Here is an 18,730-nt window from a genome sequence, read left to right on the forward strand (position 1 = left end):
AATAGCGATGCTCTTACCGCGCCGTTCCCAGGCACTCACGCGCCGACTTCGTCTGCTCTCGCTGCTGGCCGATGGCGAATTCCGCTCGGGCGAGAAACTCGCCAAGCGGCTGCGCGTCTCGCGCGGCGGGGTGTGGAAGCTGATTCACACGCTGCAGGACCTCGGCATCGAAATCGAATCGGTGTCGAGGCAGGGTTACAGGCTGCCGCGGCCGGTCGATCTGCTGAATCGCGCAGCGATCTTCGAGTCCGTTGCTGCGGAGAATCGCAGCCTGCTCGATGACGTCGAAGTGATGCTGACGGTCGATTCGACGAACCGGCATGTCTACAACGAGGTGACGCTGGCGCCGGGCCGCGCGCACGTCTGCATCGCCGAGATCCAGAGCGCCGGGCGCGGACGTCGCGGCCGGACGTGGATGTCGCCGTTCGGATGCGGAATTTCCATGTCGCTGGGCTGGCAGTTTCAGGAAGCGCCGCCGACGTTCTCGGCGCTGAGTCTGGCCGTGGGCGTTGCCGTCGTGCGCGCACTGCGTCGTTTCGGCGCGGCAGACGTCGGCCTCAAGTGGCCGAACGACCTGATCTGGAAGAACCGCAAGCTGGGCGGAATCCTCATCGAAATGCGCGGCGAAACCGGTGGTCCCGCGACCGTGGTCATCGGCATGGGATTGAACATGCGCATGCCGGCATCGGTGCGACTCGCGCTCGCGGAACAGCAGGCTGCGCTCATCGCTGACGTTCACGAAATTCTCGGCGAGCGCACACCGACGCGCAGCGCGCTGGCGGGCGCCATTGCAGATGAAGTGATCGGCATGCTGCAGGTGTTCGCGGCGCAGGGGTTCGAGCCCTTCCTCGATGAGTGGCGGCGGCTCGATACGCTGGCGCATGCGTCGGTGAAGGTGATCAATGGCGCCGAGACCATCGCCGGCATCGCCAGCGGCGTCGAAGTCGATGGTGCGCTGCTGCTCGACGTGAACGGCGAACTGCGGCGTTTCGTCTCCGGTGAAGTCAGCCTGCGCGCGGTGCCGCGATGATCCTCTTGTTCGACATCGGCAATACGCGCATCAAGTGGGCCGTCGCCGATGAGCGCGGACTCGGCGAGCAATATGCGGCAGCGCATGCCGACTGGGATGCGGGCGCGTTCGCGCGCATCGTGCTGGACAGATCGCCGCGGCCTGCGCGCGTGCTGATTTCCAACGTCGGCGGGCAGCGCATCGGCGAACTGCTGCGTGCGGGCATTCACGAACGCTGGCAGATCCAACCCGAGTTCGTGGCGTCCACTGCAGCGGCCTGCGGTGTGCGCAATGCCTATCCGGTGCCGGGAAATCTCGGCGTCGATCGCTGGCTCGGCGTGATCGCGGCCTACCAGCGTAGTAGGCAGCTCACGTGCATCGTGGGCGTCGGCACGGCCATGACCATCGACGGCGTCGATGCGTCGGGACAGCATCTGGGCGGACTGATCGTGCCGGGTCCGGATCTCATGGTGAGCAGCCTGCTGCGCAACACCAGCGACATCGCACGGCGCGCGGAGCAGGGCTCGCGCAGCGATGCGCTGTTTGCCGACAACACCCAGGGCGCCATCTACCAGGGAGCGGCTCATGCACTGGCTGCGCTGGTGGACCGGTCGGTCGATGCAATGAGTCGGGAGCACGGCGTGCAGCCGGCGCTGCTGCTCACCGGAGGCGCCGCGTCCGCTATCGAACGTCTGATCCGCGCGCCATTCGAGTCCGTGCCGGATCTGGTGTTGCAGGGGCTCTGCCTGTGGGGCCGGCTTGAGCCGGCCTGAAAACAGTCTGCTTTGTTCTTCCCCTCCTCCGCGCAGCGGGGGAGGGCAGGGAGGGGGTCTTCTCTGATCGGTGGCTCACGATGCCGTGAGCGGCGTGCCCGAGGGGCTTTGCTGGAACGCCGTGAATACATCCATGTAGGCTCCGGCGCGCGCATCCCTGCGCGCGACGGTCCAGCAAAGCCCCTCGGGCACACCACTCACTACGGTGGTGGCGTGTTGAATGCAGCTACGGAGAAGATTGGAGAGTGAAAGGAATGGGCCGATCGCTTAAGTCAGTGCCATTGGGCTGAAGCCTGACCTACAGAAGAACCCGAAAGGCGCGTGCGGAGCGTCGTGTATCATCGCGACCGCGCAGGAGGAACCGGCATGCCAGGAACAGTTCGCAGGATGGTGACCATGGCGGCGAGCATGCTGTGGCTCGGCACCGCCGCTGGCGCCGACGTGGCGGCCGGCAAGGCGGCGGCCAATGCGAAGTGCGTGCAGTGTCATGAGGCGGACGACTGGGAAGGCGAGAGCGCCGCGTCGCTCGAAAGCCTGATCCGCGACATCGTCGCCGGCAAAGTGAAACACAAGAACAAGCTGGAACTGACGCCCGCCGAGATCGCCGACATCGCTGCGTACTGGGGCAGCGGCGGCAAGGCGCGCTGAATCTCACTGATCCGTCATGCGTACTTTCTGTCTCGTCATGATTCTCGCGAATGCGCTCTTCCTCAGCTGGTCGCAGCTGATCGATGTGCGCGTGAGCGATCTCGATCGCAGGCCACCGGCGAACGTGACGCCGCCGCCGCGCATCGTGCTCGCGCAGGAGGCGGCCGATTCGCTCGAACCCGCGGTCGTCAAACCCGTGCAGCCGCCGCGCGTTGCGCCGCTCGGCGCGAGCGCGCCGACGCCCGAGCGCACGGCCGTGGCCGATCGACTCGCCTGCACCAGCGTCGGTCCCTTCCAGGATCTGGCCGATGCCGCACATGCACAGGCGGCGCTCAAGACGGCGGGCTTCGAATCGCGCCAGCGTCTCGAACAGGGCGAACTGTGGATCGGCTACTGGGTCAGCGTGCAGAACTTCGAATCGCGCGAAGCGGCGGAGGCGGCGCTCAAGTCGCTGCTCGACAGCGGCGTGACCGATGTGTACCTGATGCCCGGCAGCGAGCCTGCGAGCGTGCTGTCGCTCGGCGTGTTTTCCGATTACCAGCGTGCGCAGCGCCGGGCGGAGGAGATTCGCGTCCTGGGCCTGGAGCCGCGCATCGACGATCGCAAGCGGGCGGGTTCGGTCTACTGGATCGATGCCGATCTGCAGGAGCCCGGGCAGGCGATCGATACCAGCATTTTCCAGACAGACCCCGGCAAGATCACCCGCCTGGAACTGCGGGCCTGCCCCGCCGGTTCGGGGAATGGCTGAGGATCGAGGCGTGATTCAGCTTCGGGCAGCGGCTACAATCGCCCCCGCCGGTGCATCGACACTTGCCGCTTTAGCTCAGTTGGTAGAGCAACCGCCTTGTAAGCGGTAGGTCGTCTGTTCGAGTCAGACAAGCGGCACCAACAAATCAGGGCAGTCTTCGGACTGCCCTTTTCGTCCCCGGATTCCCGCCCATGACCGCCGAACCCGTTCGCAGCTACGAAACCATTCTTCTGACCCGCAAGGGCAGGCAGCTCACGATCACGCTCAATCGCCCCGACGCGATGAATGCCGTGAATCTGCAGTTGCACGAGGAACTGGCGGATGTATTCGTGTATGCCGCGACCGATCCTCATTCCGACGTGATCGTGCTGACGGGCGCCGGCCGCGCATTTTCCGCCGGCGGCGATCTCGATCATCTCGCACACAACGCCGCGAACCCGCATCTGTTCGATCACGAAGTGCGGGTCGCCAAGCGCATCGTGTTCGCGATGCTCGATCTGGACAAGCCGCTGGTGTGCCGCCTGAACGGACACGCCGTCGGACTGGGCGCAACGCTCGCGCTGTTTTCGGATGTGATCTTTGCCGCGGAGCACGCGAAGATCGGCGATCCGCACGTCGCGCTGGGACTGGTGGCTGGCGATGGCGGCGCCGTGATCTGGGCGCAGCGCATCGGGCTCGGTCGCGCCAAGGAATTCCTGCTGACCGGTGAACTGGTGACGGCGAAGAAAGCCGAAGAGATCGGCCTCGTGAATCGCTGCGTGCCGGCGGCCGAACTCGATGCGACGGTCGACGCCTTCTGCGATCGACTGCTGCAGGGCGCCACCCAGGCCATTCGCTGGACCAAGATCCTCACGAACATGGAACTGAAGCGCATCGCCACGGCAGTGATGGATGCCGGCGTCGCGTATGAAGCCGTGTCGGCGCGCACGGCCGATCACCGCGAAGGCGTCAAGGCGCTGCAGGAAAAGCGCAAGCCGAAGTTCGGCGCGCTGTAGGTCAGGCTGTAGGTCAGGCTGTAGGTCAGGCTTTAGCCTGACTCCTCAGAGGCCGGCTGAAGCCGGCCCCACAGGAAGAAGCTCAGAGTAACCGCGCAATCACCATGCGCTGAATGTCCGACGTACCTTCATGGCTCTGGCACGCGCGCACGTCGCGATGGATCTTCGCCAGTCCGGCCTGTCCGGCCCGGTGTCGTCCTGAATCAAGATCGATTGCAGTCACAGACGCATTCCCGGGCGTTCAATACGGCGAACGCGATCCGAGGACGTCATGACCGCAACCGCCCGCCCGCCGATCGAGTTCGGCGTCTATCTTCCGCAACTCAAATTCTCGTTCGACGAGATACGTCATCGCGTGCAGACGGCCGATCGGCTCGGCTACGACTGCGTGTCCTTCTACGATCATTTCTATACGCCGGGCCTGCCCGACGTGCCGGCGTTCGAAGCGTGGACGATCGTGTCCGCGCTCGCCGCGGTCACGCAGAAAATCCGGCTCGGCCATCTCGTGCTCTGCAATCCCTTCCGGCATCCCGCGTTGCTCGCACACATGGCGATCTCGCTCGATGTGATCAGCAACGGCCGTCTCGATCTCGGCATCGGCTCGGGTTCGTATCCGCGCGAGTTCGAGGAGTACGGCATGCACTACGCATCGTTTCGCGAGCGCGCCGAACAGTTCGAAGAAGCGCTGCAGGTCCTCAAGCTGATGTTCACGCAGACACGCTCGAGCTTCGAGGGCCGGTACTACACCCTGAAGGATGCGCCGAGCCCGCTGCGGCCGGTGCAGCGTCCCTATCCGCGCATCACCATCGGCGGCGGCGGCGAGAAATTCACGCTGCCGCTGGTGGCGCGCCACGCCGACATGTGGAACTGCCCGACGTATTCGCTGGCGGAGTTCCAGCAGAAGTTCGACGTGCTGCGGCGCGAGTGCGACAGGATCGGCCGCGATCCGGCGACGCTGCGCATCAGCGAGGAGGCGGTGCTCGTCATCGCCGAGTCCGAAGCGACGCTGCCCGCCACGCTCGAGTTCGCAAGGAAGCGCTACGGCTTCGAGGGCTGGGGCCTGGAGGCGGGCGGCTACCTCGGAACGCCCGAGCGGCTGATCGAGCACATCCTGGGGAAGGTCGCCCGCGGGATCACGCACTTCTCGTTCTTTTTCCACGATCGCGCCACGCCGGAATCGCTGGGACTGTTTGCCACGCGCGTGATGCCGGTCGTGAAGCGCGAGCTGGGCCATTGAGCTCTTTTGTCGCCTGCCTCTCTGGTGTCTAATTTCGCGATGCTCACCGAGGATCGCCGTTTCAACTCGCCGCAGTCGGTCACGCGGGTCATCCAGATCCTCGAGGCGCTGTGCGCGAGTCCGGGGCCGATGGGCCTGGCGCAGATCAGCCGTGCACTGAATGCGCCCAAGAGCAGCATCGCCGCCTTGCTGCGCGGTCTGGCCGAGGCGGACTTCGTCATCGTTTCGGAGGGGACCTATCGCCTCGGGCCGAGCGCCTTCGGTCTCGGCAGCGCCTTGCTGGAAGCGCGGCGGCGTCTGCATTCGTCGGATCTGGTGCGCGAAGGCATGCGGCGGCTCGCGGAGCGTTCGGGTGAAACCGTCCTGTTTGCCGTGCGCGACGGCAGCGGCGACACGATGACGTATGTCGATGTCATCGAAAGCCGCAACACCGTGCGCTTTGCGGTTTCGGTGGGAGATCGCCGCCCGCTGTACTGTACGTCCGGCGGGCGGGTGCTGCTGGCTGCGATGCCGGATGCGGATCTCGCCGGCTACTTCGACCGGCTCGAACCGACGCAGCTCACGAGCAGCACCGAAGTCGGCAAGCAACGGATCACGGAGCTGGTTGCGGCAGCACGCGAGGGCGGCGCGGCACAGACGGTCGATCAGGCAGCGGACGGCGTTGCGGGCACGGCGGCGGTGATTCGCGATGCAGCAGGGGAGGCGATCGGCGCACTGATCGTCGCGGCGCCGAGTTCGCGGTTCAAGGATCGCGCAGCGGACCTGCTGCGGATGGTGCGCGACGAGGCCACGCTCGTTTCACGCAGCCTCGGTCATCGCACGCCGGCGCCGGGTGGAGCGCAGCGCTGAGTTGATCTGCGATCTGCTTTCTTCTGTAGGTCAGGCTTCAGCCTGACATCTTCGGATGGCCGGCTGAAGCCGGCCCCACAGCTGACATCTTCAGAAGGCCGGCTGAAGCCGGCCCCACAGCAAGAGCGATCATGCCTGGGACGCGGGTTCCCGAGCACCGAACCGTCCCCTGCCGAGCGTCGCAAGAGCGACGCTGCTGATCGCCATCAGGATCATGTTCAGCACCAGGAAGGAGCCATAGCTGCCGTAGCGATCGAACGTCTGTCCGGCAACGAGCGGACCGAACGCCACGCCGAGCGCCAGCGCCGTCACGATCCCGCCGAACAGGCTGCCGAAGCTCTTGAGTCCGAACTGGCGGGTGGCGAGATAGGCGATCACATCGATCTCGGCGCCCACCGTCAGACCGAAGATCGCGGCGGCAGCGGACTGGCTCATCGGATTCGCGCCATCGAACAACAGCAGCGCGGCCGCAATGATCGGCAGCACGAAACAGCCGGCGCCGACGACATGGCCCGGAAACCGGTCCAGCAGGAAGCCGGTGCCCAGCCGGCCCACGATGGAAAAGATGCCGATGAGTCCGGCGATGCTGGCGGCAGTCATGCGCTCTGCGCCGGCGTCGGTCAGGATCGGCACGAAATGCACGGTGATACCGATGGCCGTGAACGCGAAGAAGCCGCCGGCCAGCAGCAGCTTGTAGTACGCGGGCGAACGCAGTCCTTCCGCAAACGTCACGCCCGGCAGAGTGTTGACTGCCAGCGTTGCCGCGGCGCGCTGCTGACGCGTGCCGTCATTGGCGCCCCGGAAGAAAATCAGCAGCAGCGGCAGAACGATCGCCACCCAGATCGCCGGCAGCGCCGCGAAGGCGGTGCGCCAGCCAAAGCTGCCGATCAGCCAGGTGGCGAGCAGCGGAAAAGCGGTTGCACCGATCGAAGCGCCCGAGAGCGTGACCGCGAAGGCGAGCCCGCGCGAAGCCTCGAAGCGCGTTGCGACGGCGGCGGTCCACACCGTGGCGTGAACACAGACCGATCCGAGCGCAACCACGCACCACAGCAGCGCCCAGTTCGCCTTGTCGCCGGTCGCCGTGCCGAGAAGCGCGACCGAGGCCGACATGGTGATGGCGCCGATGAGACCGACGATGCGCGGCCCGAGTCGATCGATCAGCATGCCGACCGGCACGCCGAAGAGCGCCGTGCCGACGCCGGCGATGGTGATCCCCAAGGAAATCTGTCCGCGGCTCCAGCCGAACGCTTCCTGCAGCGGTTGCATGAAGGGGCCGAGCGAATACGTGTGCAGCACGCCGATCGAATAACCGAGCGCCGCCGCCACGGGCAGAAACCAGAAGTTGCGCCACTCGGTGGCCGCCTTGTTGCCCGCCATCGTCATCCCCCTTTCGTGTCTCTTGTGTGGGGCCGGCTTCAGCCGGCCTTTTTTAAAGGAGTCAGGCTAAAGCCTGACCTACAAGCCTGACCTACAGACCCTGACCTGCAGGAAGAGCGAATTCTTCCAGTATTTCCTGCGTGTTCTCGCCAAGCTCCGGCGCCGGACCGGCAACGTGCCCCGGCGTACGCGAGAACCACGTCGGCACGCCGGGGAATCGCACCGGTCCGTGCTTCGTCGCCACCGTCTCGAACAATCCCACCGCATTGAGATGCGGATTGTCGAACAGCTCCTCCGGCGTGCGCAGCGGCGCGGCCGGAATGTCGAGCGAGCGCAGCAGATCGAGCCATTCCTGCGTCGTGCGTTCGGCAAAAGTTTCCGCAAGCAGCGAATACACGGTGTCGATCTGCTGCGCACGCTGCTTCAGCGTCGCAAACGCATCGCTCGCCCACCGCGGTTTCACTGCCGCCATGAACGCCGACCATTGCTTGTCGTTGTAGACCAGCGCCGCGACGTAACTGTCCTTCGTGCGATACGGCTTGCGGTTGGGCGCCACGGTGCGCGGATAGATCGCCGGGCCGAGCGGCGGACTGAACATCGCGCCGTTGGCGTGTTCGACCAGCATGAAGGCCGCCATGGTTTCGAACATGCCGACTTCCACTTCCTGGCCTTCACCGGTACGCGCGCGATGGAACAGCGCCATGGTGGTTGCATAGAGAGCCGTCATGCCCGCGACCTTGTCGGCCACGATGGTGCCGACGAAGCTCGCTTCGCCCGTCAGCATCTGCTGCACGGCGGGCAGGCCGCACTCGGCCTGGATCGTATCGTCGTACGCGGTGAGATCCCTGTCGGGACCGCGGCGGCCGTAGCCATAGCAGTTCGTGTAGACGATGCCGGGATTGATCGCCGCGACATCCGGGTAGCTGAAGCCCAGCTTCGCGATCGCCTTGGCGCGCATCGAATGAACGAACACGTCCGCCTTCGCAATGAGCGCACGCAGCGTGGCCTTGCCTTCATCCGATCGCAGATCCAGCACGATGCTGCGCTTGCCGCGATTCACGTTCACGAACACGCCGGCCATGCCCGGAACGGGGCCGACGGAGATGTTGCGCGTGTTGTCGCCTTCGGGCGGTTCGACCTTGATCACGTTCGCGCCCATGTCGGCCATGAGCTGCGTGCAGTACGGACCCATGACCATGGCGGTCAGGTCGATCACGGTTACGCCGGCCAGCGGGCCGGTGCCCTTGGCGGGGCTGGGCATGCGCGAATCCTCATTGGGGTGGGAGCGCGACGATTCTCCCTGCCTTGGCGTACGGATTCCAGACTGTTGAGCTAATATCCGTCCATTCTGTCCCGCCTGCCTCATGGGCCGTGGTGGTTCAATCCTGTAGTTTCTGGTTGTAAATCATGGACCTCGAACTCACCGCCGATCAGCAGAACATCCGCGAAGCCGTCCTGAAGCACTGCAGCCAGTTCACGGAGGACTACTGGCTGGAAAAGGACCGGGAAGGCGTATTCCCCGAGGATTTCTTCCGCTCGATGGTGGATGCCGGCTGGCTGGGCATTGCGATGCCGGCCGAGTACGGCGGCGCCGGCCTCGGCATCACCGAAGCGGCCGTGATGATGCAGGCGGTGGCCGAGTCGGGCGCCGGCATGAGCGGCGCGTCGGCGATCCATCTTCCGGTCTTCGGTCTGCAGCCCGTGGTGCTGTTCGGCACGCAGGAACAGAAGCAGCGCATGCTGCCGCCGGTGGTGCGCGGCGAAGACAAGGTCTGCTTCGCCGTGACCGAACCCAACGTCGGTCTCAACACCACCGAACTCAAGACGCGCGCCGAGAAACGCGACGGCGGTTATCTGGTCAACGGCGAGAAGATCTGGATCTCCACCGCGCAGGTGGCGAACAAGATGCTGCTGATCGCGCGCACCACGCCGCTCGATCAGGTGAAGCGCAAGACCGAAGGGCTGTCGCTGTTCTACACCGATCTCGATCGCGCGAAGATCGACGTGCGCCTGATCCACAAGATGGGCCGGCACGCCGTCGATTCGAACATGCTGTTCATCCAGGATCTGTTCGTGCCCGAGTCGGATCGCATCGGCGCCGAAGGCGAGGGCTTCAGGATCCTGCTGCACGGCTTGAATCCGGAGCGCGTACTCGTCGCCGCTGAAGCCGTGGGCATCGGTCGCGCTGCAATCGCGCGCGCCGCGCGCTACGCACGCGAGCGCATCGTCTTCAACCGGCCCATCGGCCAGAACCAGGGCATCCAGCATCCGCTCGCCAAATGCTGGGCGCAGCTCGAAGCGGCGAACCTGATGGTGATGAAGGCGGCCACGCTGTTCGATAAGGGAAAAGACTGCGGCGTCGAAGCGAACGCGGGCAAGTATCTCGCCGGAGAGTTCGGCTTCGAGGCTTGTCACACGGCGATGCTGACGCTCGGCGGCATGGGTTATGCGCAGGAGTATCATGTCGAGCGCCTGCTGCGCGAAGTGCTCATTCCGAGAACGGCGCCGGTGAGTCCGCACATGATCCTGAACTTCCTCGCCGAGAAAGTTCTGGAACTCCCGAAGTCCTACTGAAGATCGCCTTCGTCGAGGATCATTGATGGCAACGGTTTTCAACGCGCGCTCGTGGCTGTTCGCACCGGGCGACAGCGAACGCAAGATGGAGAAGGCGACCGCGAGCAGTGCGGACGTCGTGATCTTCGATCTCGAAGACGCGGTGGCCGAAGCGGAGAAGCCGAAGGCGCGCACGCTGGTCGCGAATTTCCTGAAAGCCAATGCTCAGCATCGCGCGCGCCTGTGGGTGCGCATCAATCCGATCCAGGGGCCGCATGCACTCGCCGATCTCGCCGCCGTCATGCCCGGCGCGCCGGCCGGTATCATGTTTCCGAAGCCGCGCGGTCGTGCCGATGCGGAACTGCTCGATCACTATCTCAGTGCGTTCGAAGCCGCGTTCGGTCTCGAGGCCGGCTCGACGAAGGTCATGCTGCTCGCGACCGAAGAACCGTCGAGCATGCTGGCGATCGGCAGCTACGCCGGTCTGCCGCGTGTCGTGGCGATGTCGTGGGGCGCGGAAGATCTCGCCACCGCGCTCGGCGCCAGCGACAACCGCGGCGACTGCGGCGGATATGACTTCACTTACGAACTCGCGCGCAGCCTCTGCCTCGTCGGCTCCGCCGCTGCAGGCATTGCCGCCATCGAAACCATTCACGGCGATTTCAAGGACGAAGCGGGACTGCGCAGACGCGCCACCGCCATGCGTCGCGCCGGCTGGCGCGGCATGCTCGCGATCCATCCGGCGCAGGTCGATGTGATCAACGAATGCTTCTCGCCGAGCGCCGAGGAGATCGCGCACGCACAGGAGATCGTCGATGTGTTCGCCGCGAATCCGGGCGCGGGCACGATCGGTCACAAGGGCGCGATGCTGGACCGCCCGCATCTCGTGCGGGCACAGGCGCTGCTCGCGCTCGTGAATCGCAAATGACGATGGCGACCGATGCCGCAGGTCTCGATCTCGGCCGGTTCCTGCGCCGCGGCGATCGCATCGTCTGGGGACAGGCGTGCGGCGAGCCGACGACGCTGATCGAAGCATTGATCGCGCAGGCGGAGAGCATCGGCGATCTGTCGGCGTTCGCGGCGACGAGTTTTTCCGGGATGCTCACGCCGGACGCAGCAAGCAAGTTCCAGCTGTCGAGCATGGGCGCCATCGGTGCGCTGCGTACGCTCACGGCCGCGGGCAAGCTCGGCGTGATTCCGTGCCACGTCAGCCAGGTCGCGCCGATGATCGAAACCGGCGTCATCGGCTGCGATGTCGCGTTCGTGCAGGTGAGTCCGCCCGATGCCGACGGCAATCACAGCTTCGGCCTCATCAGCGATTTCGTCGATGCGGCCGTGAAGAAAGCGCGGATCGTGATCGCGGAGGTCAACGAGCAGGTGCCGTTCACGCACGGCGATCACGTGCTGCCCGCTGCGCGCATCGACTGTGCCGTGCACGTCTCGCGCACGCCGGTGGAGGTGCCGCCGGCGAAGATCGGAGAAACCGATCTCGCGATCGCGCAGCACGTGGCCCCGTATATCGAAGACGGTTCGGTGATCCAGGTCGGCGTCGGCGCGACGCCGGATGCGATCCTGCGTCTGCTGCACGACCGGCGCGATCTCGGCGTGCATTCGGGCATGATCGGCGATGGCCTCGTCGATCTGGTCGAGAAGGGCGTGATCACGAATGCGCGCAAGGCCATCGATGCAGGTGTGTCCATCACCGGCGCACTGATCGGTACGAAGCGACTGTACGACTTCGCCAACCGCAATCCGAAGATCGGCATGCGTGCGTCCTCGTACACGCATGCCGAGGCGACGCTCGCGCAGCTTGCGCGGCTCGTCACCATCAACTCCGCCATCGAAGTCGATCTGACCGGACAGGTGAATGCCGAACAGACCGGCGATGTCTATGTGGGCGGCACCGGCGGGCAGGTGGATTACGTGCGCGCCGGCATGCGTTCGCGCGGCGGCCATTCCATCATCGCGCTGCCGGCCACGGCGAAGAGCGGCAGGATCAGCCGCATCACGCCGGCACTTTCCGGCCCGGTCACCACGGCGCGTACCGACGTCGACGTCATCGTCACCGAATTCGGCGCCGCCGAGCTGAAAGGCCAGACGCTGGCGGAACGCACGCGTCGCCTGATCTCCATTGCCCATCCCGATTTTCGTGAAGAACTGGACAAGGCGGCACACGCCATCCAGCGCAGAGGTTTCTGATGAGCGACGCCGTCCTGTTCGAAGCCCGTGCCGATGGCATCGCCATCATCACCCTGAATCGTCCCGAGCAGCGCAATGCACTCGGCAAGGACATTCGCGACGGACTCTTCGCCGCGTGGGACCGCTTCGAGCGCGATGCGAACCTGCGGGTCGCGATTCTCACGGGCAGCGGCGACAAGGCGTTCTGCGCCGGCGGCGATCTCAAGGAAATGGTGGAGCGCAATCTGCAGGTGCCGCCGCGCGACATGTTCCCGGTGCCGGGCGACAACATCGAGCTGACCAAGCCGACGATCGCCGCCGTCAACGGCGTGGCTTTCGCCGGCGGCTGGATGATCGCGCAGGCCTGCGATCTGTGCGTCGCGAGCACGGCAGCGAAATTCGCGATCACCGAGGTGAAGGTCGGCCGCAGCTCGCCGTGGGCGGCACCGCTGATCCACATGATTCCGCAGCGGATCATGATGGAGATCATCCTCACCGGTAAGCCGATCACCGCGCAGCGCGCCTACGAGATCGGCCTGGTCAATCGACTCGCGGAGCCGGAGAAGCTGATGCAGGTCGCCCTGGAACTCGCCGGCGAAATTCTCGAAGGCGCGCCGTTGTCCGTCCAGGCCGGTCGCGAGACCGTGATGCTGGCGACGGAGATGGGCCGCTCCGCGGCATTGCAGGCCGCGCGTCACGCCTCCGTGCAGACCTACTGCAGCGAGGATGCACAGGAAGGTCCGCGCGCGTTCGCCGAGAAGCGGCGCCCGCAGTGGAAGAGCCGGTAAGAGAGGGGGCTGCTGGCCAGAGCCCGGCAGCCCGCCACAACGAAGGGGGACGGATGGTCGCTACCCAGCCTGCAGCGGCGGAATGGCGCAGCTACTGGTTTCTGCCGGTCGCGGGTGCGCTCGGCTATGCCACCTCCGTCCTGCACGTCTATGCGCTCGGTCCATTCATCGCAGCATTGCAGGGCGAGTTCGGCTGGACGCGGGCACAGGCGGCGGCGGGACTCACTGTCGCTGCGCTGATCAGCGCCGCCGGCTGCATTCCCGTCGGCATGATGGTGGACCGCATCGGGCCGCGCCGCGTGGGACTGGTCGGCATCCCCGCGATGTGCGCGTCATTCGCGCTGCTGAGTACGGCGAACGGCGAATTCTGGAACTGGCTGACGCTGTGGGTCGTGGTCGCCGTGGGCACGTTCTGCGTCCAGGCGACGGTGTGGACCAGTGCCGTCGCCAGCCGCTTCGAAGCCTCGCGCGGACTCGCCTTCGCGTTCACGTTGTCGGGCGCCTCGGTGGCGACCGCGCTGTATCCGGTGTTCGCGACCTGGCTGATCGGCGGTTACGGCTGGCGCACGGCCTTCGTGGCGATGGGCAGTCTCTGGTGCGCCTTCGTGTTCCCGCTGGTGTTCCTGTTCTTTCGCGGCGCGCGCGACGGCGCGCAGAAGAAAATCGCGGCGCAGGCGTCTGCGCCTGCATTGACGGGCGTGAGTCTTGCGGAAGGATTGCGCTCGGCCGCGCTTTACAAGCTGCTGATGGCGGCGGGGCTGTTCGCCTTCACCATCATCGGCATCGTCGTGCACTTCGTGCCCATCCTGACCGACAGCGGGGCGACGCCGCTGTCGGCTGCCGGCATCGCATCGCTGATCGGCATCTTCTCCATCATCGGCCGGCTCGGCACAGGCCTGCTGCTCGATCGCTTTCCCAGTCATGTCGTCGGCACCTGCGCCTTCCTGATTCCGATCGCCGGCTGTGTGCTGCTGCTGACCAGCGGTGCGAGTCCGGTGAGTCAGGCCGCGGCGGCCGCCGTGTTCGGACTCACGGTCGGTTCCGAAGTCGACGTCATCGCCTATCTCGCGGCGAAGCATTTCGGGCTGAAGAGTTTCGGTGCGCTGTATGGCGTGCTGCAGATGGCGCTGGCGGGCGGTACGGCTTTCGGTCCGCTCGTGGCCGGTGCGGTGTTCGATCGTTCGGGCGGTTATTCGCCGTTTCTGATGGCGACGATCGTTCTGATGTTCCTCAGTGCAATCGCGGTATTCACGCTGGGATCGCCGCGGCTGCCTGAGCATCGATCGGGAGTACTGAGCGCATCGAGCGCCGACTGATTCGCCCCCACCCCAACCCTCCCCCGCTGCGCGGAGGAGGGGGTAGGAGAGAGACCAATGACTGAACTTCGATTCGACGATCGCGTTGCAGTGATCACCGGCGCGGGCCGCGGACTCGGACGCGCGTACGCATTGCTGCTCGCCTCGAAGGGCGCGAAGGTCGTCGTCAACGATCCGGGCGGCAGTCTGCAGGGCGACGGCGTCGATGCCGGCCCGGCGCAGGCAGTCGTCGACGAGATCGGGGCGGCCGGCGGCGAGGCCGTGGCTTGCACGGAGTCCGTCGCGACGCCCGCGGGCGGCAAGGCGATCGTGCAGGCGGCGATGGACCGCTACGGCCGCATCGACATCCTCATCCACAACGCCGGCAACGTTCGCTACGGCTCGCTCAAGGAACTCTCGTACGAAGACTTCGAGTCGGTGCTGAGCGTGCATCTGCGCGGCGCATTCCATGTCGTGCGTCCCGCGTTCCCGCTCATGTGCAGCGCCGGTTACGGCCGCATCGTGCTGACCTCGTCGATCGGCGGTCTGTACGGCAATCACCGTGTCGCCAACTATGGCGTCTCCAAGGCCGGCATCATCGGCCTGTGCAACGTGGCGGCACTGGAAGGCGCGGCGCAAGGCGTCCGCTGCAACGTCATCGTGCCCGGCGCGGTGACGCGCATGGCCGAGGGCATCGATACGTCGCAGTTCCCGCCGATGGGGCCGGAACGGGTGGCGCCCGTCGTCGGGTGGCTGTCGCACGAATCCTGTTCGGTCACGGGCGAGATGTTCGTGTCCATCGCCGGTCGCATCGCCCGCGCATTCATCGGCGAGAGCGAAGGCGTGTATCAGCCGTCGTGGACCATCGAGCAGGTGGGGGAAAAGATCGATGCCATCCGCGATGCGAACTCGCCGTGGATCCTGCCGGTGGTGCCGTCCGGTCACGTCGATCACATCCGCCGCAGCTTCGCGATGGCGACTGCCGGGCAGGTGAAGTCGAAGTCGTGACCGGAAACGGCGCGACCGTCAACGCGCCATTGCACTGATGAAATACCGGGCCGCACCAGGCGGCGCGCAGTCTGTGACTCGACGCGCGGCGGCCCGCGCAGGCGGCCGCGCACCGCAGGAAATTCAAGCAGTTGCCGCGCCTCAGCGCCGGCAGAAAGCGCATGTTGCGTCGCAGGACATGCGGCACTCGCGTTGCCGGTCCGTTTGCTTATAATCAACACTGTCGTTGACTAAAGTGGGCGGGGGATTCTCCTTCATGAAGTGCGCGCCGACGCAGACGCCGGTTGATGTCGATATTCCTTCGCTGCGCGAAAAGTATCGTCTGGAGCGGGAAAGGCGTCTCAGGAAGGATGGCCAGACGCAGTATTTCCGGCCTGCCGGCGACGTCGCCGCGAACTACGCGGCCGATCCGCACACGCCGGTCGAGCCGCGCGCGCCGATTTCCGAAGACCTCGACGTGGTCATTCTGGGCGCGGGATGGGGCGGCATCATGGCTGCCTACCATCTGACGCAGGCCGGCGTGACCCGCTTCCGCAACGTCGACACCGCGGGCGATTTCGGCGGCGTGTGGTACTGGAACCGCTATCCCGGCATCCAGTGCGACAACGAGTCGTACTGCTACCTGCCGCTGCTCGAGGAAATGGGCTTCATGCCGTCGAAGAAATTCGCCGACGGCTGGGAGATCTACGAATACGCGCGCTCGATCGCCGCGAAGTTCGGCTTCGCCGACAAGGCGCTGTTCCACACCCACATCCATTCGCTGCGCTGGGACGAGCAGCTCGATCGCTGGCACGTCGGCACCCATCGCGGCGACGACATCCGCGCGCGCTTCGTGATCATGGCCTGCGGCGTGCTCAACATGCCGAAGCTGCCGGGCATCGCAGGCCTCGACCAGTTCAAGGGCAAGATCTTCCACACCGCGCGCTGGGACTACGACTACACCGGCGGCAGCTATCGCGAGCCCGTGCTGGACAAGCTCGGCGACAAGCGCGTCGCCATCGTCGGCACCGGCGCGACGGCGATCCAGGCCGTGCCGTACCTCGGCAAGCATGCGAAGCATCTGTACGTGGTGCAGCGCACGCCCTCCAGCGTCGACGAGCGTCCGAATCCGCCGACCGATCCTGCATGGGCAACGTCGCTGCAGCCGGGCTGGCAGAAACAGCGCCAGGCGAATTTCCATCGCGCCGCGATGGAATTCCTCGCGCCGGGCGAGGCCGATCTGATCTGCGACATCTGGACCGAGATCACGCGCAATCTCGCCGCCGAACTCGAAGCCGAAGGCTGGCCGCAGCTCACGCCTGCCGAGTTCGTGGCGCGTCGCGAAGTGATCGACTATCGCGTGATGGAGCGCCTGCGCCAGCGCGTCGCGGCGATCGTGAAGGACGAGGAGGCGGCCGAGGCGCTGAAGCCTTACTACCGCTTTCTCTGCAAGCGTCCGCTGTCGAGCGACGAGTTCTATCCGACCTTCAATCGCTCCAACGTCGATCTGATCGACGTGTCCGAAACCAAGGGTCTGCAGAAGCTGACGGAAAAGGGCTTCATCGCCAACGGCAGGGAATACGAAGTCGACTGCATCATCTTCGCCAGCGGTTTCGAAGTGACCAGCGATCTCGATCGCCGCTGGGGCATCGACGTGGTCGCGGGCCGCGGCGGCAGGTCCATCTACGAACACTGGGCGGATGGCTACGAGACGCTGCACGGCACCATGACCCACGACTTCCCGAACCAGTTCTACGTCGGCTACATCCAGGGCGGCCTGAATGCCTCCGTCACCGAACAGTTCGGCGAGCAGGGCCATCACATCGCCTACATCATCGGCGAAGCGCTGAAGCGCGGCGCCACCGTGGTCGAGCCGAGCAAGGAGGCGCAGGACGCCTACGTCAAACGTTTCCGCGAACTGGAGATCGATCTCTCCGAGTTCCAGGGTTCGTGTCCGCCGGGCTATTTCAACAACGAAGGCGAGAGCAGGCCGAAGTGGGCGCTGTTCCGCGGCTGGGGTCCGGGCTGGGATGCGTTCCAGAAAATGGTGCGCGAATGGCGCGAGAAGGGCGACATGGAGGGCCTCGTTCTCAAGTCATAGACGGGGTCGGGCTGCGTTTATTGGTGTGGAGGGGGACGTCGTGGATACATGGGTCAATGTCAGCGTTGAAGATCTGAACGATGCGGTGACGTATGGCACCGAGGCCTTCCTGTCGCGCGACTACGCCAGGCTCGAAGCCGAAAAACTCTGGCCGCGCGTGTGGCAGATGGCTGGCCGGCTCGAAGAACTGCCCGACGTCGGCAGCTTTCTCACGTACGAGATCGGCGATGACTCCATCATCGTCGTGCGCACGGCGACGGACAGACTCAAGGCCTTCCACAATGTGTGTCCGCATCGCGGCCGTCGCCTGATCAGCACCGCACCGAATCAGATTCATGCGTGCGGACACAAGAGCCGCTTCGTCTGCGCCTTCCACGGCTGGGCCTTCGATCTCGACGGAAGGAACGTCCACATCCTCGACAAGCAGGACTGGAAGGACGCGCTGACCGACGAACACACGAAGCTGTCCGAAGTGAAGGTCGACACCTGGGGCGGCTGGGTCTTCATCAACATGGATCCGGACTGCGGCTCGCTGCGCGAATTCCTGGAACCGGCCGCGGGCATTCTCGATGCGTTCCAGTTCGAGAAGATGCGTTACAAGTGGCGCCAGTGGGTGGTCTATCCCGCCAACTGGAAGACGGCGCTCGAAGCCTTCATGGAGCCGTATCACGTCGCCGGCACGCACACGCAGCTGCTCAAGTACGGCCAGTTCTATGCGTATTCGAAAGCCTATGGCCTGCACGGCGTCAGCGGCTTCGACGAACGCGACAAGAAAATGAAGATGAGCGAGAGCAGCTCCGTGACGCGCGTGGGCGCCGGCGCCGATCCGCGCGTCTCCACTTATGAGCTCGCGCGAGAAAACTACGAGACGGTGAACTACGCAGCCTCGACCGAAACGCTGGTCAATGCCGCGAAGCGTCTCGTCGACGAACTGCCCGAAGGCACTTCGCCGCAGGACGTCATCAAGCACTGGCTGGCCGCGGCGCGCGCCGACGATGCGAAGCGCGGCGTCATCTGGCCGACCATCAGCGCGGAGAACATGGCGGAAGCGGGTCTGGCCTGGCACATCTTCCCGAACATGTGGATCACCCAGGCCAGCCAGGTCTGCCTGCGCATGCCGAAGGGCCCCAACACCACTGAGATCTGGTGGTGGTCGATCCTCGACGCCGACCTCGACGAAGTGACGTTCAAG

The 18,730-nt window shown here is 65.3% G+C and carries 17 protein-coding genes and 1 tRNA gene; 16 read left to right on the forward strand and 2 right to left on the reverse strand.

Annotated elements, in window-relative coordinates:
- Positions 1–7: 7 nt before the first annotated feature.
- The 8 genes from V7D81_RS03465 (at position 8) to V7D81_RS03500 (ending at position 6,259) form a co-directional block, all read left to right on the forward strand.
- Entirely contained in the window at positions 8–1,030 is a 1,023-nt protein-coding gene (locus V7D81_RS03465; RefSeq protein ID WP_324314504.1) for a biotin--[acetyl-CoA-carboxylase] ligase, read from the forward strand.
- Positions 1,027–1,782, forward strand: coding sequence for a type III pantothenate kinase (locus V7D81_RS03470; protein WP_324314507.1), 756 nt, complete (start codon positions 1,027–1,029; stop codon positions 1,780–1,782). The genes V7D81_RS03465 and V7D81_RS03470 overlap by 4 nt, the downstream gene beginning before the upstream one ends.
- A gap of 366 nt (positions 1,783–2,148) precedes the next feature.
- A complete protein-coding gene (locus V7D81_RS03475; RefSeq protein WP_324314509.1) occupies positions 2,149–2,430 on the forward strand; it encodes a hypothetical protein in 282 nt (93 codons plus the stop codon).
- Between the two features lie 16 nt (positions 2,431–2,446).
- Positions 2,447–3,178, forward strand: a complete 732-nt coding sequence (locus tag V7D81_RS03480; protein WP_324314511.1) for an SPOR domain-containing protein — start codon at positions 2,447–2,449, stop codon at positions 3,176–3,178.
- A gap of 64 nt (positions 3,179–3,242) precedes the next feature.
- Positions 3,243–3,318: transfer RNA gene (locus tag V7D81_RS03485), tRNA-Thr, on the forward strand.
- Between the two features lie 51 nt (positions 3,319–3,369).
- Complete coding sequence (locus V7D81_RS03490) at positions 3,370–4,173, forward strand: enoyl-CoA hydratase/isomerase family protein (protein ID WP_324314513.1); 804 nt, start codon at positions 3,370–3,372, stop codon at positions 4,171–4,173.
- A 271-nt stretch (positions 4,174–4,444) separates the two neighbouring features.
- Positions 4,445–5,410 carry an LLM class flavin-dependent oxidoreductase gene (locus tag V7D81_RS03495; protein WP_324314515.1) on the forward strand — a complete coding sequence of 322 codons (966 nt, stop codon included), beginning with the start codon at positions 4,445–4,447 and terminating at the stop codon, positions 5,408–5,410.
- A gap of 24 nt (positions 5,411–5,434) precedes the next feature.
- The gene (locus tag V7D81_RS03500) at positions 5,435–6,259 is read left to right on the forward strand and encodes an IclR family transcriptional regulator (RefSeq protein ID WP_324314517.1); all 825 of its coding nucleotides are present in this window, start codon (positions 5,435–5,437) and stop codon (positions 6,257–6,259) included.
- 129 nt (positions 6,260–6,388) lie between these two features.
- Here V7D81_RS03500 and V7D81_RS03505 read toward each other — a convergent pair whose 3' ends face one another.
- Positions 6,389–7,636, reverse strand: a complete 1,248-nt coding sequence (locus tag V7D81_RS03505; RefSeq protein WP_324314519.1) for an MFS transporter — start codon at positions 7,634–7,636, stop codon at positions 6,389–6,391.
- A gap of 91 nt (positions 7,637–7,727) precedes the next feature.
- Positions 7,728–8,897 carry a CaiB/BaiF CoA transferase family protein gene (locus V7D81_RS03510; protein ID WP_324314520.1) on the reverse strand — a complete coding sequence of 390 codons (1,170 nt, stop codon included), beginning with the start codon at positions 8,895–8,897 and terminating at the stop codon, positions 7,728–7,730.
- Positions 8,898–9,043: 146 nt separating this feature from the next.
- On the opposite strand from V7D81_RS03510, the gene V7D81_RS03515 reads away from it, so the two are divergent.
- The 8 genes from V7D81_RS03515 to V7D81_RS03550 form a co-directional block, all read left to right on the forward strand.
- Positions 9,044–10,210, forward strand: coding sequence for an acyl-CoA dehydrogenase family protein (locus V7D81_RS03515; RefSeq protein ID WP_324314521.1), 1,167 nt, complete (start codon positions 9,044–9,046; stop codon positions 10,208–10,210).
- Between the two features lie 25 nt (positions 10,211–10,235).
- Positions 10,236–11,117 (forward strand): HpcH/HpaI aldolase/citrate lyase family protein, encoded by an 882-nt coding sequence (locus V7D81_RS03520; RefSeq protein WP_324314523.1) that lies wholly within the window; start codon positions 10,236–10,238, stop codon positions 11,115–11,117.
- The gene (locus V7D81_RS03525) at positions 11,114–12,388 is read left to right on the forward strand and encodes an acetyl-CoA hydrolase/transferase family protein (protein WP_349257600.1); all 1,275 of its coding nucleotides are present in this window, start codon (positions 11,114–11,116) and stop codon (positions 12,386–12,388) included. Before V7D81_RS03520 ends, V7D81_RS03525 begins: the two co-directional genes overlap by 4 nt.
- Entirely contained in the window at positions 12,388–13,155 is a 768-nt protein-coding gene (locus tag V7D81_RS03530) for an enoyl-CoA hydratase/isomerase family protein (protein WP_324314526.1), read from the forward strand. The genes V7D81_RS03525 and V7D81_RS03530 overlap by 1 nt, the downstream gene beginning before the upstream one ends.
- A 53-nt stretch (positions 13,156–13,208) precedes the next feature.
- Positions 13,209–14,471: an MFS transporter gene (locus V7D81_RS03535; RefSeq protein WP_324314528.1), complete on the forward strand. Its 1,263-nt coding sequence runs from the start codon at positions 13,209–13,211 to the stop codon at positions 14,469–14,471.
- 57 nt (positions 14,472–14,528) lie between these two features.
- Positions 14,529–15,458, forward strand: coding sequence for an SDR family NAD(P)-dependent oxidoreductase (locus V7D81_RS03540; protein ID WP_324314529.1), 930 nt, complete (start codon positions 14,529–14,531; stop codon positions 15,456–15,458).
- Between the two features lie 256 nt (positions 15,459–15,714).
- Positions 15,715–17,538 (forward strand): flavin-containing monooxygenase, encoded by a 1,824-nt coding sequence (locus tag V7D81_RS03545; RefSeq protein ID WP_324314530.1) that lies wholly within the window; start codon positions 15,715–15,717, stop codon positions 17,536–17,538.
- Positions 17,539–17,578: 40 nt separating this feature from the next.
- Positions 17,579–18,730: aromatic ring-hydroxylating oxygenase subunit alpha (locus tag V7D81_RS03550; RefSeq protein ID WP_324314531.1), on the forward strand; the 1,152-nt coding region annotated here is incomplete at its 3' end.

It is taken from the genome of Povalibacter sp. (assembly GCF_036735925.1).
Taxonomy (GTDB): domain Bacteria; phylum Pseudomonadota; class Gammaproteobacteria; order Steroidobacterales; family Steroidobacteraceae; genus Steroidobacter.

What these genes read in the sequence shown, in the direction of transcription:
- V7D81_RS03465 (WP_324314504.1), top strand. Translation starts at nt 8, where the DNA reads ATGCTCTTACCGCGCCGTTCCCAGGCACTCACGCGCCGACTTCGTCTG.
- V7D81_RS03470 (WP_324314507.1), top strand. Translation starts at nt 1,027, where the DNA reads ATGATCCTCTTGTTCGACATCGGCAATACGCGCATCAAGTGGGCCGTC.
- V7D81_RS03475 (WP_324314509.1), top strand. Translation starts at nt 2,149, where the DNA reads ATGCCAGGAACAGTTCGCAGGATGGTGACCATGGCGGCGAGCATGCTG.
- V7D81_RS03480 (WP_324314511.1), top strand. Translation starts at nt 2,447, where the DNA reads ATGCGTACTTTCTGTCTCGTCATGATTCTCGCGAATGCGCTCTTCCTC.
- V7D81_RS03490 (WP_324314513.1), top strand. Translation starts at nt 3,370, where the DNA reads ATGACCGCCGAACCCGTTCGCAGCTACGAAACCATTCTTCTGACCCGC.
- V7D81_RS03495 (WP_324314515.1), top strand. Translation starts at nt 4,445, where the DNA reads ATGACCGCAACCGCCCGCCCGCCGATCGAGTTCGGCGTCTATCTTCCG.
- V7D81_RS03505 (WP_324314519.1), bottom strand. Translation starts at nt 7,636, where the DNA reads ATGGCGGGCAACAAGGCGGCCACCGAGTGGCGCAACTTCTGGTTTCTG.
- V7D81_RS03510 (WP_324314520.1), bottom strand. Translation starts at nt 8,897, where the DNA reads ATGCCCAGCCCCGCCAAGGGCACCGGCCCGCTGGCCGGCGTAACCGTG.
- V7D81_RS03515 (WP_324314521.1), top strand. Translation starts at nt 9,044, where the DNA reads ATGGACCTCGAACTCACCGCCGATCAGCAGAACATCCGCGAAGCCGTC.
- V7D81_RS03520 (WP_324314523.1), top strand. Translation starts at nt 10,236, where the DNA reads ATGGCAACGGTTTTCAACGCGCGCTCGTGGCTGTTCGCACCGGGCGAC.
- V7D81_RS03525 (WP_349257600.1), top strand. Translation starts at nt 11,114, where the DNA reads ATGACGATGGCGACCGATGCCGCAGGTCTCGATCTCGGCCGGTTCCTG.
- V7D81_RS03530 (WP_324314526.1), top strand. Translation starts at nt 12,388, where the DNA reads ATGAGCGACGCCGTCCTGTTCGAAGCCCGTGCCGATGGCATCGCCATC.
- V7D81_RS03535 (WP_324314528.1), top strand. Translation starts at nt 13,209, where the DNA reads ATGGTCGCTACCCAGCCTGCAGCGGCGGAATGGCGCAGCTACTGGTTT.
- V7D81_RS03540 (WP_324314529.1), top strand. Translation starts at nt 14,529, where the DNA reads ATGACTGAACTTCGATTCGACGATCGCGTTGCAGTGATCACCGGCGCG.
- V7D81_RS03545 (WP_324314530.1), top strand. Translation starts at nt 15,715, where the DNA reads ATGAAGTGCGCGCCGACGCAGACGCCGGTTGATGTCGATATTCCTTCG.